General features: G+C 47.4%; 19 protein-coding genes and 1 pseudogene. All 20 read left to right on the top strand.

Annotation, left to right across the window (positions count from 1 at the left end; all coding sequences use genetic code 11):
* The first annotated feature begins 157 nt into the window (after nucleotides 1-157).
* Nucleotides 158-1,327: a chorismate synthase gene (gene aroC, locus KSP24_RS07270; RefSeq protein WP_025675657.1), complete on the top strand. Its 1,170-nt coding sequence runs from the start codon at nucleotides 158-160 to the stop codon at nucleotides 1,325-1,327.
* A 1-nt stretch (nucleotide 1,328) separates the two neighbouring features.
* Complete coding sequence (gene aroB, locus KSP24_RS07265; protein ID WP_216974812.1) at nucleotides 1,329-2,423, top strand: 3-dehydroquinate synthase; 1,095 nt, start codon at nucleotides 1,329-1,331, stop codon at nucleotides 2,421-2,423.
* A 2-nt stretch (nucleotides 2,424-2,425) separates the two neighbouring features.
* Nucleotides 2,426-2,800, top strand: coding sequence for a chorismate mutase (gene aroH, locus KSP24_RS07260; protein ID WP_013371670.1), 375 nt, complete (start codon nucleotides 2,426-2,428; stop codon nucleotides 2,798-2,800).
* Nucleotides 2,801-3,185: 385 nt separating this feature from the next.
* Complete coding sequence (gene trpE, locus KSP24_RS07255; RefSeq protein WP_216974811.1) at nucleotides 3,186-4,736, top strand: anthranilate synthase component I; 1,551 nt, start codon at nucleotides 3,186-3,188, stop codon at nucleotides 4,734-4,736.
* 34 nt (nucleotides 4,737-4,770) lie between these two features.
* Complete coding sequence (gene trpD, locus KSP24_RS07250) at nucleotides 4,771-5,817, top strand: anthranilate phosphoribosyltransferase (RefSeq protein ID WP_216974810.1); 1,047 nt, start codon at nucleotides 4,771-4,773, stop codon at nucleotides 5,815-5,817.
* The gene (gene trpC, locus KSP24_RS07245) at nucleotides 5,807-6,601 is read left to right on the top strand and encodes an indole-3-glycerol phosphate synthase TrpC (protein WP_040103483.1); all 795 of its coding nucleotides are present in this window, start codon (nucleotides 5,807-5,809) and stop codon (nucleotides 6,599-6,601) included. Before trpD ends, trpC begins: the two co-directional genes overlap by 11 nt.
* Nucleotides 6,598-7,284, top strand: coding sequence for a phosphoribosylanthranilate isomerase (locus KSP24_RS07240; protein ID WP_040103484.1), 687 nt, complete (start codon nucleotides 6,598-6,600; stop codon nucleotides 7,282-7,284). The genes trpC and KSP24_RS07240 overlap by 4 nt, the downstream gene beginning before the upstream one ends.
* A complete protein-coding gene (trpB, locus tag KSP24_RS07235; RefSeq protein WP_216974809.1) occupies nucleotides 7,281-8,477 on the top strand; it encodes a tryptophan synthase subunit beta in 1,197 nt (398 codons plus the stop codon). The genes KSP24_RS07240 and trpB overlap by 4 nt, the downstream gene beginning before the upstream one ends.
* Entirely contained in the window at nucleotides 8,474-9,280 is an 807-nt protein-coding gene (gene trpA / locus KSP24_RS07230; protein WP_216974808.1) for a tryptophan synthase subunit alpha, read from the top strand. The genes trpB and trpA overlap by 4 nt, the downstream gene beginning before the upstream one ends.
* A 56-nt stretch (nucleotides 9,281-9,336) precedes the next feature.
* Nucleotides 9,337-10,263 (top strand): annotated as a pseudogene (gene hisC / locus KSP24_RS07225) (histidinol-phosphate transaminase); the annotation flags it as partial.
* Between the two features lie 108 nt (nucleotides 10,264-10,371).
* Nucleotides 10,372-10,968, top strand: a complete 597-nt coding sequence (locus tag KSP24_RS07220; RefSeq protein ID WP_013310707.1) for an RNA polymerase sigma factor — start codon at nucleotides 10,372-10,374, stop codon at nucleotides 10,966-10,968.
* Complete coding sequence (locus KSP24_RS07215) at nucleotides 10,965-11,591, top strand: anti-sigma factor (protein WP_216974807.1); 627 nt, start codon at nucleotides 10,965-10,967, stop codon at nucleotides 11,589-11,591. Before KSP24_RS07220 ends, KSP24_RS07215 begins: the two co-directional genes overlap by 4 nt.
* 68 nt (nucleotides 11,592-11,659) lie before the next feature.
* Nucleotides 11,660-12,244: a histidine phosphatase family protein gene (locus KSP24_RS07210; RefSeq protein WP_216974806.1), complete on the top strand. Its 585-nt coding sequence runs from the start codon at nucleotides 11,660-11,662 to the stop codon at nucleotides 12,242-12,244.
* Nucleotides 12,245-12,428: 184 nt separating this feature from the next.
* Nucleotides 12,429-13,538, top strand: coding sequence for a hypothetical protein (locus tag KSP24_RS07205; protein ID WP_216974805.1), 1,110 nt, complete (start codon nucleotides 12,429-12,431; stop codon nucleotides 13,536-13,538).
* A gap of 54 nt (nucleotides 13,539-13,592) precedes the next feature.
* A complete protein-coding gene (locus KSP24_RS07200; RefSeq protein ID WP_058829726.1) occupies nucleotides 13,593-14,099 on the top strand; it encodes a gamma carbonic anhydrase family protein in 507 nt (168 codons plus the stop codon).
* A 22-nt stretch (nucleotides 14,100-14,121) separates the two neighbouring features.
* A complete protein-coding gene (locus tag KSP24_RS07195; protein WP_013371655.1) occupies nucleotides 14,122-14,301 on the top strand; it encodes an IDEAL domain-containing protein in 180 nt (59 codons plus the stop codon).
* Between the two features lie 175 nt (nucleotides 14,302-14,476).
* Nucleotides 14,477-15,127: a DUF1405 domain-containing protein gene (locus KSP24_RS07190; RefSeq protein WP_216974804.1), complete on the top strand. Its 651-nt coding sequence runs from the start codon at nucleotides 14,477-14,479 to the stop codon at nucleotides 15,125-15,127.
* A 23-nt stretch (nucleotides 15,128-15,150) separates the two neighbouring features.
* A complete protein-coding gene (locus tag KSP24_RS07185; RefSeq protein WP_254207663.1) occupies nucleotides 15,151-15,819 on the top strand; it encodes a GNAT family N-acetyltransferase in 669 nt (222 codons plus the stop codon).
* Nucleotides 15,816-16,046 (top strand): hypothetical protein, encoded by a 231-nt coding sequence (locus KSP24_RS25215; protein ID WP_254207662.1) that lies wholly within the window; start codon nucleotides 15,816-15,818, stop codon nucleotides 16,044-16,046. Before KSP24_RS07185 ends, KSP24_RS25215 begins: the two co-directional genes overlap by 4 nt.
* Nucleotides 16,047-16,124: 78 nt before the next feature.
* Complete coding sequence (locus KSP24_RS07180; protein ID WP_216974803.1) at nucleotides 16,125-16,970, top strand: sporulation protein YpjB; 846 nt, start codon at nucleotides 16,125-16,127, stop codon at nucleotides 16,968-16,970.
* The last annotated feature ends 62 nt before the right edge of the window (nucleotides 16,971-17,032 follow it).

Below are 17,032 nucleotides of genomic sequence, written 5' to 3'. Positions count from 1 at the left end.
ACACGTCCTTTAGCTCTTCTGGCTGAAGGACGTGTTTTTTTTGTTTATCTGCCTCACACGTGGCTTTTCTTGTCAAAGAAAGGTGCGTATACTATAATGAAGCACAGTTAAAGATTTTAGCGATGCACAGTTTAACAGTTTAAAGGGGGAACGCGTCATGAGTTTACGTTATTTAACCGCGGGGGAAACGCATGGTCCCCAGCTAACTGCCATTGTAGAGGGTATGCCGAGTAATTTAAAATTGGATTTTGAGGAATTGAATTTTCAGTTGCACCGTCGTCAGAAAGGATATGGACGGGGGCGGCGTATGCAGATTGAAAAAGATACGGCGAAGATTGCCGGTGGCGTACGTCACGGATATACCACAGGTGCACCAATTGCGCTAGTTGTGGAAAATAATGATTGGAAGCACTGGCAGAATATTATGAATATTGAGCCTATTGAAGGTAGTGATGAAGAGAAGCGTCGGGTTCATCGGCCACGTCCGGGTCATGCGGATTTGAATGGCGGAATGAAATACAACCTGAAGGATCTTCGTAACGTTTTGGAACGCTCCAGTGCACGTGAAACAGCAATTCGTGTGGCATGTGGCGGTTTGGCTCGTCAATTGTTGGCTGAGTTCGGAATCAAGGTGGCAGGTCAGGTCATCCGTATTGGTGAAATCGAAGCTCCTTATCGCGATTTGCCGATTGATGAACTGATTGCTATAACAGAAGCTTCTTCGGTGAGAGTAACCGATCCGGAAACGGAGAAGAAAATGGAAGCATATATTGACCTGATCAAGCAAGAAGGCGACTCCGTCGGTGGGGTAGTGGAATGTATCGTGGAAGGTGTTCCGATTGGTCTAGGCAGTCATGTACAGTATGATCGGAAGCTGGATGCGCGTATCGCACAAGGAGTCATGTCGATCAATGCATTTAAAGGTGTGGAAATCGGCATCGGGTTTGAAGCAGGAGAATTACGCGGTTCACAGGTGCATGATGAGATTCTGTATGATGAGGAACGTGGGTATCATCGTCGTACGAATCGTTTGGGTGGTTTTGAGGGTGGCATGACCAACGGAATGCCCGTGGTGGTTCGTGGCGTAATGAAGCCAATCCCTACACTCTATAAGCCGCTGCAAAGCGTCGACATTGATACGAAGGAAGCGTTCACTGCACAGGTTGAGCGTTCGGATGCATGTGCGGTACCAGCGGCAAGCGTAGTCATGGAGCATGTGGTAGCTTGGGAAATAGCCAAAGCTTTGCTAGAGAAATTCGGCGGGGATTCAATTGAAGAAATCCGCGCGAATATTGCATCCTATGAACAACAATTGGAGCAGTACTAAGATGAGTACGCTGACGGTACAGCTTGGCGAACGTTCTTATCCTATTCATATCGGACGTGGATTGTTGCATCAGGCCGGAGAGTCGTTGAAGGAACGAGGAATTGCACAAAAAAGCCCATTATTGATTGTTTCAGACGAAAATGTAGCGGGATTTTACCTGGCAGCATTGGAGAGCAATCTTCAGGAGTCGGGATACAAAACGGTATCATTTGTCGTTAAACCAGGTGAAACATCCAAGTCGCTTGCTGTATTTGAGCAGGTTATAACAGCAGCCATTGAGGGCGGCCTGGATCGGAATTCAGCCGTTATCGCTCTTGGTGGTGGTGTGGTGGGTGATTTGGCTGGATTTGTGGCGGCATCTTTTATGAGAGGCATCAAGTTCGTACAGGTTCCAACTACAATCCTTGCCCATGACAGCAGCGTGGGTGGTAAGGTCGGCATCAATCATCCTTTGGCAAAAAATATGATAGGAGCCTTCCACCAACCGGAACTCGTACTGTATGACGTAGATACGTTGTCAACATTACCTCCTCGCGAGGTATCTGCGGGACTAGCTGAAATGATCAAGCATGGCTTGATCTGGGATGCCAATTTCGCTCAGTGGTGCCGTGAGCATGCGACGGATTTGCTCGCACTGTATGCGGCGACACTGGAGTATGGACTGGAAAAGGGATGTTCCATTAAAGCCGAAGTCGTGTCGCGCGATGAACGAGAAAACGATTTGCGCGCTATTCTAAACTTAGGTCATACGATTGGTCATGCGATTGAAGCGATTGCGGGATATGGTGAGTTTTTACACGGGGAAGCCATTTCTATTGGTATGGTCGGCTCCGCACTTCTGGGTGTGAAGCTGGGGGCTGATCCTTCTTTGGTAAACGAAACGAAGGAGATGCTGTCTTCGCTGCGCTTACCGACTTCTCTTCCATCACATCTCGATACAGATCGACTGCTTGAAGCGATGATGCATGACAAAAAGTTCAAAGAAGGCAGCATTACTTTCGTTGTCCCACGCAGTATTGGGCGTGTGGAGGTTGTGAAGGATATTTCCGTCTCTTACATCCGGGAAGTCATTGAACAGTTAAAAGAGGAGGCGTAACGATGTACAATCGTGGAATTCGTGGCGCGACGACCGTGGCGAATAATGAAGCAAACGAAATTTTGGAAGCGACAAGCCAACTGCTGGAGGAAATTGTATCCTATAATGAAATTCAGCCAGACGATATTAGTAATGTATGGATAACGGTGACCCATGACTTGGATGCTGCATTTCCAGCCATGGCCATCCGTCAGCTTGACGGCTGGGATATGGTTCCACTCATGTGTGCATTAGAAATTCCTGTGGCTGGTAGCTTGCCCAAGTGCATCCGTTTAATGGTACAGGTGAATACCGATAAATCTCAGCGTGAAATGAAACATGTATATTTGAACGGAGCACAGATGTTAAGACCGGATCTGGCTTCGCAAGGGAAATAATCGCCCGTTTTTGAAGTTGATGGTTGCCAAAGTAACATTCTATGAGATATAGTGTGTGTAGCAGAGTTGAGTAGAGTAGAGTTAGCCAGAGCAGAGTTGAGATGAGAAGAGTGTAGCCTTAGCCAATTCCATATGAGATTACAGAGACCGGCGGTAGCGGGTAAGCTTTTGTCCATGAAGAGACTTTCTTCTAAAGAGAAGCTTATTTGAGGTAACCTGCGTGGTTATGCAAAGGGATGAGTATATGCTTTTGTCTATTTGCTGTAATCATTTTACATATGGAGCATTCTTATAATTTCAATAACTGACAGCCTCTACCTTACGGGTAGAGGCTTTTTTATTCTCTCCATAGGGTTCTGCGCCAATTTGGAAAGGAAGTGATCTCATGTTAACGCCGCATGTGGAGCAAGTGATAGCAATGGCGAATGAATTTAACCTGATTCCTGTGTACAAAAAAGTGCTGGCTGATATGGAGACGCCGATTCGGATATTCCGTCGGTATGCTGAGCGGGACCGTGCCTTTCTGCTGGAGAGTGTAGAGGGAGGCGAGCAGTGGGCGCGACATTCCTTCATCGGAACAGACCCGTTTCTAATGGTCTCAGGTAAAAAAGGTCGATTGATTCTGGAACAGCACGGTAAACGGCAAATATTAAGCGACAAGCCGATTGAAGCGCTCAAAGCATTGCTTCGTAAATACCGTAGTCCGAAACTGAAAGAAATGCCTCCATTTACAGGCGGGGCTATCGGATTTTTTGGATATGACCTGCTTCAATATTACGAAAAGCTGTCGGAGCATTCGGTAGATGATTTGAATATGGATGATATTCGTTTTATGTTCTGTGATCAAGTCATTGTCTTTGATCATGTGAAACAGCAAATTTTGCTGGTTGGCAATGTTCATATAGGTGAAGGGTTCCGCGAGGAGGACATACGTGCTGCTTATGCAGATGTGGAACGCAAGTTGGAGAACACGGCGCAGTATCTGCGCAAGCAGTCCCCACCGGAGCGATTAGGATCAGCTTCCATTCCTGATGATGTGGAACTGGGTGAGATTCAATCCAATGTGACGAAGGAACAGTTTATATCAAACGTGGAGCAGGCAAAGGAGTATATCCGCTCAGGTGATATTTTTCAGGTTGTACTGTCCCAGCGTTTTCACATTGATACAGAGGCCTCTCCACTACAGGTATACCGCGTGCTGCGCACGATGAACCCGTCGCCATATATGTATTATTTGAAAATGGATGACGAGATCATCGTAGGCACTTCGCCGGAGGCACTCGTCAAGGTGGAAAACGGCCGCGTAGAGACCCGGCCGATTGCAGGAACGAGACCGCGTGGTGTAACGGAAACAGAAGATGCGGCACTTGCTGAAGAATTGTTGAAGGATGAAAAAGAACGTGCAGAGCATCTGATGCTGGTCGATTTGGGAAGAAATGATCTGGGCCGTGTATCCCAGTTTGGCACCGTGAAATGTGATACGTTCATGGAGATTGAACGCTATTCCCACGTGATGCACATTGTATCGAATGTGTCAGGTGAGCTGCGTGAGGACAAAGATTTCTTCGATGCTTTCCTGTCTTGCCTGCCTGCCGGCACCGTATCAGGAGCTCCAAAGCTACGGGCCATGGAGATTATTGCCGAGCTGGAACGGGAAGCACGCGGAACCTATGCAGGAGCAATTGGATATTTGGGCTTCTCAGGCAATATGGATGCTTGCATTACGATTCGCACAATTGTGTTTAAAAAGAACCGGGCCTATGTCCAGGCAGGGGCTGGGATTGTGTGGGACTCGGTACCGGAAAGCGAGTATCAGGAGACAGTGAACAAAGCGAAGGCACTGCTGAAAGCAATCCGTACGGCGGAAGCGATGTTCCCAGCAACGACACAGCCTTACAACAGCGTCATCAACCAAGATTATTTGTACACTCCGTAACACACCAAAATCTGATTCTGAGGAGGAGACGACAATGGAACGACATGACATGATGCAAGTAGGGTTAAGCCGGATCATTGAGGGACAGCATCTTTCGCGTACGGAGGCCCGTAGCGTGATGGAACAGATTATGAGTGGGAGTGCTACACAGGCGCAAATCGGCGGGCTCCTGACGGCTCTTCGCCTCAAGGGAGAGACGGTAGATGAAATCACCGGTTTTGCCGAAGCAATGCGCAATTACGCTAGTCCAGTGCAAGCTGGAGAAGGGAACAGTCGTCTACTGGATACATGCGGCACCGGGGGTTCGGGTATTCACAAGTTTAATATTTCCACGATATCTGCTATTATCGCGGCTTCGGTTTCCGTACGGGTAGCAAAGCATGGCAACCGTTCTGCAAGTGGCCGTGCCGGAAGCGCTGATGTCCTGGAGGCACTCGGAGTCAACATTCATTTGACAAGTGATCAGGCGCGATCGTGTCTGGACCGCATTGGCATTTGCTTTTTATTCGCACAGCTGTATCATCCGTCTATGAAGCATGCCGCAGCGCCGCGTCGCGAGCTAGGTGTGCGGACAGTATTCAATATGCTCGGTCCATTGACGAATCCGGCTGGTGCGGATCGACAGCTGTTGGGCATTTATGATGCCGGCAAAACGGAAGTGATTGCCGAGGTATTGAACCAGCTCGGCTCCAAACGAGCCTTGGTTGTCAGCAGTTTGGATGGACTAGATGAAATTAGTATCTCGGCTGCGACGCGAGTATCTGAGCTCAAGGACGGCAAGGTTCACACGTTCGAGCTTCATCCGTCCGATCTGGGCTTGCAGACACATTCTCTAGATCAGGTGTTAGGTGGCGATGCACAGGTTAACGCAGATATCATACGAAGAATTTTGAACGGAGAGCATGGAGCCTATCGTGATGTTGTGCTAGCGAACGCAGGAGCATGTATTTATGTCTCAGGCGCAGCAGCTACCTTGACAGACGGAGTAGCGCGAGCAGCAGAAGCCATTGACTCCGGACTGGCACTTTCCAAGCTGGATCAATTAATACAGGCAACGGGGGAATATCAATATGTATCTTGATAAAATCGTGGTGACGAAGCGACAAGAAGTGGAGCAGCTGAAGCAGCATTTTCAAATTAATAAAGCCGAACGCTTAATTGCGGATTTACCTGTGACGAGAGGATTCGAAAATGCGCTCGCGAGCGGACGCAACCGTCCGCTCGGGCTGATTGCTGAAGTGAAGAAGGCTTCCCCGTCAAAAGGGTTGATTCGACCTGATTTTCATCCGGTGGATATCGCACGTGCATATGAGGGGGCAGGAGCCGATTGCATTTCTGTACTGACAGATGTGACGTATTTTCAGGGAAGTCCTGAATATTTGCAGCAAATTCGCGATCAGGTGAAAATTCCGCTGCTGCGAAAAGATTTTATCATTGATGAACGGCAAATATATGAAGCTCGTCTGTTAGGAGCAGATGCGGTACTGTTGATTGCGGCTATCTTGGAACCCCATGTATTAGGGTCATTCTTACAAATCGCCAAGGATCTTGGGCTGGATGCATTGGTAGAGGTTCATGACAGTGAGGAACTTAAAACAGTGCTGGATCTTGGGACAGCAACCTTAATTGGTGTGAACAATCGTAATCTTCGGACATTTGAGACCCGTCTCCAGACGACAGAGGAGCTGATCTCACTGATCCCTAAAGGGGTTACATTCATCAGCGAAAGCGGCATTGCAGGACCGGAAGATGTGAAGTATCTGCATTCGGTAGGTGCGCACGGCATTCTGGTAGGGGAGCATTTGATGCGTAAGGAAGATGTAGGACAGGCTGTAGCCGAATTGATGGACGGGGTTAAAGCATGAACAAAACGGGCGTAAAAATTTGTGGACTTCAAAGCGTTGAAGTGCTAAAATCTATGGTAAACTTACCGGTCGATTATATAGGTTTTGTGTTTGCTGACAGCAAGCGCCGGATTGACGGCGCACATGCTGGAGAGTTGCTTCGCGTATTGGATGAATGGACTCCAGGCAGCAGACCTCGTAGCGTGGGCGTATTTGTGAACCCTAGTGACGCACTGTTAAACGATGTGATGGAGAAAGCACCATTGGATGTCATCCAGCTGCATGGACAGGAGAGTCCGCAGCGTTGTCGGGAGCTTAAGGAACGTTTTGGCATGCAAGTATTCAAGGCCTGGTCTGTGGATAGCCAAGGGCAGACCGTGAAGGGGAAGATCGAATACCGAGCGGACGAATTGGAGGCTTATGTCGGAACGATCGATGCTTTACTGTTGGATACATACGATCCCCTGTATGGTGGCGGTTCTGGAAAAACGTTTGCGTGGGATCGGATTCCTGCCTATCAGGCTTGGACTCACCAACATGGAATTCCTTTGTTTGTAGCCGGGGGACTGACTGCCGATAACGCAGAAAAGCTGATTAACGAGTATCATCCCGAAGGGCTGGATGTGTCCAGCGGTGTAGAGACGAACGGAGTCAAGGACATTGCAAAAATCACAGCATTCGTAGAAAGGGTGAAGCAGGCATGACACAATTACCTGATAACAACGGACGTTTTGGAACTTTTGGCGGACGTTATGTACCGGAAACGTTGATGAACGCACTGATTGAATTGGAGGAATCCTACCGAAAGTATGCGGATGATCCTGAATTTAAAGCAGAGTTGAACGGACTTCTAAAAGACTATTCGGGTCGGGAAACGCCGCTTTATCATGCGGAGCGACTGAGTCAACATCTGGGCGGGGCTAAAATTTACTTGAAGCGCGAAGATTTAAACCATACTGGCGCTCATAAAATTAATAATGCATTGGCCCAGGGATTGCTGGCGAAGCGTATGGGTAAGCAGAAGGTTATTGCCGAAACAGGTGCTGGACAGCATGGTGTTGCGACGGCTACTGTGGCTGCATTGCTCGGATTGGAATGCAAGGTGTTTATGGGGGAAGAGGATACAGTTCGCCAGCAGTTGAATGTATTTCGGATGCAGCTTTTGGGTGCAGAAGTGATTCCGGTGACATCCGGTACGCGTACACTGAAGGATGCCGGGAATGAAGCTTTGCGTTATTGGGTGAGCCACGTCCATGATACGTTCTATATTTTGGGTTCGGCTGTCGGCCCACATCCGTATCCGATGATGGTGCGGGACTTCCAACGTGTGATAGGCGATGAAACACGCCGTCAGATCTTGGAGAAGGAAGGTAGACTTCCGGATGTAGTCGTGGCAGCGATCGGTGGTGGAAGCAATGCTATCGGCATGTTTTATCCTTTTATAGAGGATCAGGGTGTCGCTTTGATTGGCGTGGAGGCTGCTGGAAAAGGCGTCGAGACGGAATTCCATGCAGCTACCATGAGCAAGGGAACACAAGGGGTCTTCCAAGGCTCTATGAGTTATCTGCTTCAGGATGAGTACGGACAAGTGCAGCCTGCGCATTCCATCTCGGCTGGACTGGATTATCCAGGTGTTGGACCGGAGCATTCATACCTAAAAGATATTGAGCGGGCCAAATATGTTCCGATTACCGATCAGGAAGCACTAGATGCACTTCAGCTCCTTTGCCGTGCCGAAGGAATACTTCCTGCATTAGAGTCGGCGCATGCCGTTGCACAGGTCGCCAAGCTGGCACCTACGTTGACTTCAGATGATATTATCGTTATTTGTTTGTCTGGGCGCGGGGATAAAGATGTGGACTCCATTATCAAGTATTTAGGGGGAAATCCGTCATGAATTTAATTGATCAGGCGTTTGAACGCCTTAAACATGAAGGCAAAACGGCATTAATTCCTTTTCTGACGGTAGGCGACCCGGATGTGGATACTACGATAGAGATCATTCGGCAGTTAGAGTCGGCCGGAGCCGATATATTGGAACTAGGCGTACCTTATTCGGATCCGTTGGCTGACGGTCCTGTGATTCAGCGTGCGTCTGAACGTGCATTGAAACGGCAAATTTCGATCCGCACCTGTATGGAGACCGCGTCTCTGGCTAGAGCGGCAGGTTCAAACCTGCCTTTTATTCTGTTCACATATTATAATCCTGTATTGCAGATGGGAATGGATTCTTTCTTTGTTGGCTTGCAGGAGCACGGTATCAGTGGTCTTATTATTCCGGATCTTCCACTTGAAGAAGCAGAAGAGCTGGGAGGACGTGCAGCAGAGGTGGGTGTGCATCTGATCCCGCTGGTAGCCCCAACGTCTGAACAGCGTATCGAACGAATTGCCCGTCAGGCCCGTGGATTTGTATACTGTGTATCTTCGCTGGGTGTAACCGGAGAAAGAGCTTCTTTTTTTGAAGGTATAGAGGGCTTTATCGCGCAGGTCAAACGGCATACCAGTGTTCCGGTGGCGATAGGCTTTGGTATTTCAAATCGTGAGCAGGTTGTCCGGTTTTCAGACATTTGCGATGGAGTTGTGGTTGGCAGTGCCATTGTGCGCCAGGTGGAGGAAGCCATTCCATTGCTGGAGGATTCTGCACGCAGAGAAGAAGGGCTTTTGCAAATTCGTGATTTTGTGGCACAATTAAAGCAGTAATAGGGTCAAAATAGAAATTTTAAATATAGTTCTGATTGGATAGAGGAGGTAGGGGCATGCAACCTAAACCGCATATTGTACATTTGCCAGTATATCAGCCCGGTAAACCGATTGAGGATGTGAAACGTGAGCTGGGACTCGATGAAGTAATCAAGCTCGCCTCAAACGAGAATCCGTATGGCAGTTCTCCTAAAGTGTTGCAAGCCATTCAGCAGGAGTTTGCTAACATCAGTGTGTATCCTGACGGAAGTGCAGTTGCTCTGACACAAGCACTAGCTAAACGGACGGGTTTAAAAGAAGAACAGTTTATCTATGGCTGTGGCTCTGACGAAATTATTGCGTTGATAACGCGTGCATTTCTCCTTCCAGGGGAAGAAAGCATCATGGCTGATCAGACATTTTCCGTATATAAAAGTAACGTGGAAATTGAGGGAGCAGTTGCAGTTGAGGTGCCTTTGCGTGACGGTGTACATGATTTGGATGCCATGCTATCTCATATCAATGACCGTACAAAAATTATTTGGATCTGTAATCCAAATAACCCAACAGGAACGATTGTACCCGAAGCCGAGTTGATAGCGTTTCTGAACCAAGTACCCAAGCATATCATGGTGGTGCTGGATGAAGCCTACGCTGAGTTTGTAATAGATCGTTCGTATCCAGACGGCATTCGCTTGTTGTCAGCTTATGAAAATTTGGTTGTACTACGTACCTTCTCCAAAATCTATGGTCTGGCTTCGCTACGTATCGGATATGGTATGGGGGCCGAGTCAACCATTCGCTTGATCAATCAGGTTCGGGAGCCATTTAATACCTCACGGGTAGCGCAGGCTGCGGCCATTGCTGCCTTGGAAGATCAGGAATTTGTTCAGGAATGCCGAGATCGTAATGCAGAGGGTAGAGCTTATTTGCAAAATGAGTTGAAACGTCTGGGGCTGGAGTCTTTCCCGGCACATGGTAATTTTATTATGCTGGATGTACGTCTTCATCCATTTGCGCAGAGGGCGCAACTTTTTTTGACCTGTTCGGTATATATAGACAGAATCGAACGGGAAAACAGCACATGTATGGGCGAGGAGGGTCTCACTCGGATGATGACAGATTCCCAGATGATTCAGGAAATCAAACAAGGTAATGTCGAGGTTTATTCAGAATTAATGAGGCGACACCAACGTAAAATTTTAGCTTTTGTTTATCATATGCTGAAAAGTTCGAACCTGGAAATGATTGCTGAAGACTTATGCTCGGAGACGTTTTATAAAGCGTATCGGAGCCTGCATTCTTTTCGCGAGGTAGATGCATCGTTCTCCACTTGGCTATATACAATTGCACGCAATACGGTGCTAAGCGAGCTTCGCAAGCACCGTAGTGGTCAGGTTCCATTGGAAGAGAGCGGTTATGTACCGGTAGCTCCATCGGATGTGATTCCGGAGCAGGCTGTTCTTCGCGGTGAGAAGGTAGAGATGGTTCGTGAAGCAATCAACAGATTGCCTGAGAAGCAGCGATCTGCGCTGATTTTGCGTGAATATGAGCAATTGGATTATCAAGAGATTGCGACTATTTTAGGACAGACGGTCAGTGCGGTGAAGTCATTGCTTTTCCGGGCAAGAACCAGTGTGAAGACGCAGTTGGAGCCTTATTTTTTTGAGCCTCTCTATGAGGAAAACGAAGGGATGAGCAGCCAATGAAATCCAGGGACGCTGAGGATTTGTTCGCTACAGGCAAAAATGTATCGAAACAAGACTCGGAGCGCAGACGGGCCAAAAGCTCGTCTGCCGGGTGGGAGCATGGTTCGGAAGAGAATGATTGGAATTTGTCAAAAGAAAGTCGATCAGCTATTCGTGATATTTCCTTTGAAATAACAGATGATAAGCTAGAGGCAATGAATCGTAGAGTCATGGATCGAATTTATGAAGAATCACCGTGGCTTGTTCCGGGCGAGCATCGACGTGCGCGAGTGAACCCAGCAACCCGTAAGTATATGTCTGTATGGATCGCCGGCTTCTTGGCCGTATTCTTGTGCAGCTTTTTATTTTTGAACTGGAATGGAAGTTCCTCTCAGGAAAATCCCCCCCAAGCGGCTCCTGTCATGGACACGGGTATTTTACCGACAGGCCTGCTGGAAACTACAAGTACATCTCCACAGTATCAATACCACATTAAAGATGTGAACAGTGGCATTATGGATCCGCTGGTTGCAAGCATTGTTCCTACTTACCCGCAATACTGGATGTTGCTGTCTGTATTGGCACTTGCGCTTGCTTTATTTTCTCTGGGCTGGATCCATCGGACGAGAAGAGTTAGAAATTAGCTGGCAGATGGGCTCCATATAAAATTCATTATAATGCCTGAATAACACAACAGCGGGGGACTAACACAATGTTTATTGGCTTGATCAGACATGGATTGACGGATTGGAATGCGGTAGGTAAAATCCAGGGCCACAGTGATATTCCGTTGAATGAGGAAGGGCGTCGGCAGGCACGCTTGCTGGCAGAACGATTGAAGGAAGAGTCTTATCATTGGGACGGGCTTATTACAAGTAGCCTCTCCAGAGCGAAAGAAACGGGGGATATTATTGCCTCTGCTCTGCATTTGCCGTTGCTGGAACCTGATGATCGACTAAGAGAGCGTGCTTATGGTCAGGTCGAGGGGATGACGCAGGCCGAACGCGAAGAAAAGTGGGGAGTTGACTGGCATCTGCTGGATTTGGGGCAGGAGAGCGATGCAGATCTTCAGCTTCGCGCGCTAGCTTTTATGGAGGCTCTTTGGACGGAAAATCGGGACAAGAATCTGCTGGTCGTTTCCCACGGCGGTTTTTTGGCTAATTTGTATAAGGCTCTGTATCAGGAAAAATTCACGGAACGTATTGGCAATTTGTCACTAAGTGTACTCCAGCGTGAGGATGCGGACTGGGAACCGCTTTTGTATAATTGTACAAAGCATTTGCAAGAGAAAAAGTAACTGCAACTTAAATAATTTGTGAAAGACCACGGCTTCTATTCATCATAGAGTCGTGGTCTTTTTGTTTTTTTAATTATACCTTTGCCAAAAAAGAGGTTTAGAGTCTGAAGATTCCGTCAAAGCTGTGGGTACAACAGGTAAGAATCATTTCCGGATGACAGTCCAGTGACGAGGCGATGGAACAATGAATCTGGCGGATATGCTGACATTTGCGGATATTGTGCATTTGAACAGAATCGCAGTGTATTACGATTGTGACTGCAAACCTAATTCCAAGCATGAGTTGATCCAAGGGATTTTGACAAAGCTCGGTAGTAGTAGTTTCTTTGAGACTCAGGTCAAGGAGCTGAGGTTGTCAGAGGTAAGGTTTTTGAACGCGCTATTGTTCGATGACCGACCTTATTTCAGTATGGAGGAATTGATTGCGATTGCCAAACAGTCGGTTGAGAATGACGGAGATGCCGATGAGCGACCACGAGATATTGTGACCCGTCTGCGTTCTAGCGGCTGGTTGTTCAACGGTTCGACGCACAATACGAGGTATTTGTACCAAATTCCGTCGGATATGAAAGAGCGCTTCCGGCGTGTTATGGTACATGATTTTCAAAACGGGATGACCCGGGTAAGCGAGCCGTCGTCGTACCGGGATGAAGGTCATCTACTGGCGGAGGATTTACGGCTTTTCCTTCAATATATGAGACAGCATGAGGTTCTGCTTAATCCTGAGGGAGCTTGGTACCGTCGCAATCAGCAGCAGCTAATGGAGCATTTGCACATTGCGGAGCCGTTGTTGGGTAAAGGAGGATGGCGTTTTGGCTATGGTTCCTCTTTTAAGTTTTATCCGGATCGAATGGCATTACTGTACGATTACGCCCGTCACTCCAAGTATATTGAGGAGAAGGGAGACCAGGTTGAGCTGACCGCAAAAGGGGAGGCACAACAGGAAATTGCAATTGAGGATGAAATGATACAGCTATTCAGGTTTTGGTTAAGATTGTATAAAGGAGCCGTACCCAATCTGCTTTCACTAGTCTATTGGATTGGAGAATGTGCCAGGCCATGGACATCCTCGGAGTCGCTTTTTGTGCATATTGGTCCACTGATCCGACCGTTTTACTATGATACCCCCCGTTCGGTCTTTGATCAGAGGATTATACGAATGATGCTTCACTTGGGTATGCTTCGACAAGGTGAGCATTCAACAGGACCTTCTGTACAAATGACGGCCTGGGGGCAGAAGTTGGCGGGAGAGTGCCGCCTTGGGCGAAACGACTCGGGTATACGGCTCCATTGACAAGCAGTACACATGTTGATAGAATTTCACCCAAAATATGAGAGGGTGAAGTTGATGCTCATTCACTACAACGGAAACATGCCACAGCTCCATTCATCTGTCTATGTGGCAGAAGGAGCAAAAATTGTCGGAAAAGTAACGATCGGCCAAGAGTCCTCCGTATGGTTTAATGCCGTACTGCGCGGGGATATGGCGCCTATCATCATCGGTGAACGCTGCAATATTCAGGACGGCGTCGTGGGACATGTGAACACGGATCAGCCCCTGCTGCTGGCGAATGATGTTTCGGTAGGACATGCTGCCATTATCCACGGTTGTACGATAGGCAAAGGCACTTTAATTGGTATGGGGGCCATTGTACTCAACGGAGCGGAGCTTGGTGAATATGCTTTAATAGGAGCAGGGTCGGTCGTTACGGAAAATACCAAAATACCACCCTATACTCTTTCTATCGGTACACCTGCCAAAGTGGTGCGCGAATTGACAGATGCAGATTTGCAGCGGATGTCACGAACGACACTCAGCTATGTGGCGAAAGGAAAAGAATATAGGATCTCTTAAACTCATGTTGGAGGTGCATCCTATGGATAAAATGAAGGTTACTTATGAGGTAATGTTGGGCCTGTCTGCTGAAATGGTTTTGGACGAGGCATTACGTAAACACCGGAGTGAAAAACTTTACAAGGATATTGATGAGGCGTTAGCCTCCGGAGATGAAGTAGCTTTTCGTCATCTTACGGATGAGCTGAAAGCAATGAGTTAGAACGCTTTTGGTAAGCTTAAGTTGGTCATAAATGACCAAGCGCCAGTTTGAGATTATATCATCAAACCTGACCCGTAACGGCGGTCAGGTTTTTTTGATACGCTTGGATATGATATAGTCTTTGTAAGATAGTGCCTGTGCAAGGTATCTGTCGTATGAACGGAGGATGAAGGGCGTGTCGTTATCTTATTTGTGGAGCCGGTCGTTCTTGACGAGCCGGCCCTTTTTGTGGCTGCTGTTCTGGTGTAATTTAGTTGGAACGGTGTATGGATACATATGGTATGGAGGACAGCTGGAATATACACTGAATTATCACCCGATGTGGCAGATTGTATTTGTGCCTGATAGTCCGACAGCCAGCCTATTTTTTACAATTTCCATAGCCTTTTTGCTCTATCCTCCGCGGTTCAAGAGCTTGAAGATCTTTCGCCAGATTATGGAGGCGTTGGCTGTCGTCACGAGTGTAAAGTATGGCATTTGGGCTTCGGCTATTATTTTGTGGGGAGTTGCGCAGGGGGGAACTATGGTATGGCAGGATTGGATGCTGATAGCATCTCACACGGCAATGGCGGTCGAAGCGTTACTGTTTGTACGTTTTTTTAGCTGCAAATGGATTGCTTTATGCTTAGCCGCACTGTGGACCTTGTTAAATGATACGATGGATTATACCTTTGGCATATACCCTTATCTTCCCAGAACACTAACGGATGATGTACCGCAAGTATGTGTCTTTACCTACATGCTGACCCTTGCTAGTATTGTAGCGGCATGGCTTGCCATGCTGGCGCGCAATCGAAAGGTATCTTCTTATCGTGATATAGCTTGAGTCTTTTGAATGGAGAAATAGAGATGCAAATAGTTATAAATCAGGAGGAATATGTATTCCAAAAGGGCATCCGTGATGATCACAAAATAAAAACAAGTTTTAATGAATTAGCAAAACAGAGTTTTGGCTTTGATTTTGAAGCCTGGTTTCAATTGGGGGATTGGGAGGATAGATATATTCCTTATGTCCTTTTGGATGAGGATTGTGTTGTGGCCAATGTATCTGTAAGTCTAATGGATTTTGATGTATCAGGCGAGAAGAAAAAATATATTCAGATCGGGACTGTAATGACGGATGCAAACTACAGGAATCAAGGTTTGAGTCGGTTTTTAGTAGAGCAAGCGCTGAAAGATTGGCATGGCAATTGCGATGGTATCTATCTGTTTGGAAATGATAGTGTGAAGGATTTTTATCCTAAATTCGGCTTCGCTTCGGCAACCGAGTATCAATATAGCCGGAAGGCACCTACCAGCAACCTGAACATAAAGATTGATAAATTAAATGCGGAAGAACTGCCGGATTTGCAGTTGTTGAAGATGAAGAGTGCTACTTCAATCCGTATTCACTTTTTTCTGCGGAAAACAATGAGTGGTTGGTTTTATTTTATAGTACCTTATTTTTTAAAGACAAGTTTTGGCACATACCTCAATACGAGACGATTGTTGTTGCAGATTTCGAAGGGGATACGATGAATTGTTACGATATTTTTGGAGCGGGCGACATTCCTTTAGATGAAATTCTAGCGGCAGTCATGAAAAAAGATACGAAAAAGGTTGTTTTTGGCTTTACACCAAAAGAACAGGATGTCTGCGAAATTTCTGTGCTGAAGCAGGAAGATACTACGCTGTTTTATATGACTAAGCATCCCAACAGATGTAATGAAAATCCACTCATGTTTCCTATTTTGTCCAGAGCATAGCCGGTTTCTAACGTTTCACCTAAAGCCAGTTCTAGTCCCGTTAACCTTGCCATACAGTAAGGTGAGGAGGGATGTCCCATGATTAGGGGTCGGGGGGTTCGTATTACGTTACGTGTGGTTTTGAGTATTGTGTTATCCATGGTCCTGCTGCTGTCCGTCTACGTCCCTCCAGGTATGGCAGAAGCGCGCGATCAGTCAAAACCCGAAGGTAATACCAAGGAAATTGAAGAACTGGATCATGCAGCTGCAACACTGTACCGTAACGTAATGGACGGGAATATTGAAAAAGCACGCGCGGATGTAGCCGAGGTGAGCAGATGGTTCAGCACTGGACAGGTGCAGGCAGCGCTATCTGTAGAGGCCATTCATGCTCTATCCGGCAGCATTCTGGAGGTGCAGCAAGCTACACAGTCGGTTCAAGCATCACCGGATGAATGGGTGAAGGCAGCTGCGAATTTACGGCTTGCGACAGATGCGCTTGCGCACCCGCGCCAGCCCTTATGGCAGCAGTATTATAAGATTTTAAGAGAAGATGTTAGCGGCTTGAATAACCAGTTTGCTAAAGGGAACATGAAGGGATTCAAAGCTGGTACCGAAGTGCTGGAAGACCACTATGAAACGATTCGTACAGCAGCATTGATCCATGGCAGAACAACCGAGGTCGTGCGGACTGATTCCTGGATTTCCTACGTCAAAGGATTGGGAGATCAGCAAAATGCAGATGCCTCAGCGATTAGAGGAGCATTGGACCAAGGCAACCCGACGTTTAATGCCTTGTTTGGACGTGAGAAAGACGCTACCGCACTGGCGCCATTTATCCCGCGTGAGAGTGAGCGCCGGGCTGAATGGGCCATCGGCATGATTGTCCTGCTGGCGCTGGCTTACGCAGGTTATCGTAAATATCGGGCTGGTTTCATTGGGTGACGATGAAAGTTTGAACATTCGCATCGTTGGCTGTGGATCCATCCATATATGTCAGCCCATTG

It is taken from the genome of Paenibacillus sp. AK121 (assembly GCF_019042715.1).
Taxonomy (GTDB): Bacteria; Bacillota; Bacilli; order Paenibacillales; family Paenibacillaceae; genus Paenibacillus; species Paenibacillus polymyxa_C.
The sequence above is the reverse complement of the archived record's forward strand: the minus strand, read 5'-3'. Positions and strand labels throughout refer to the sequence as shown.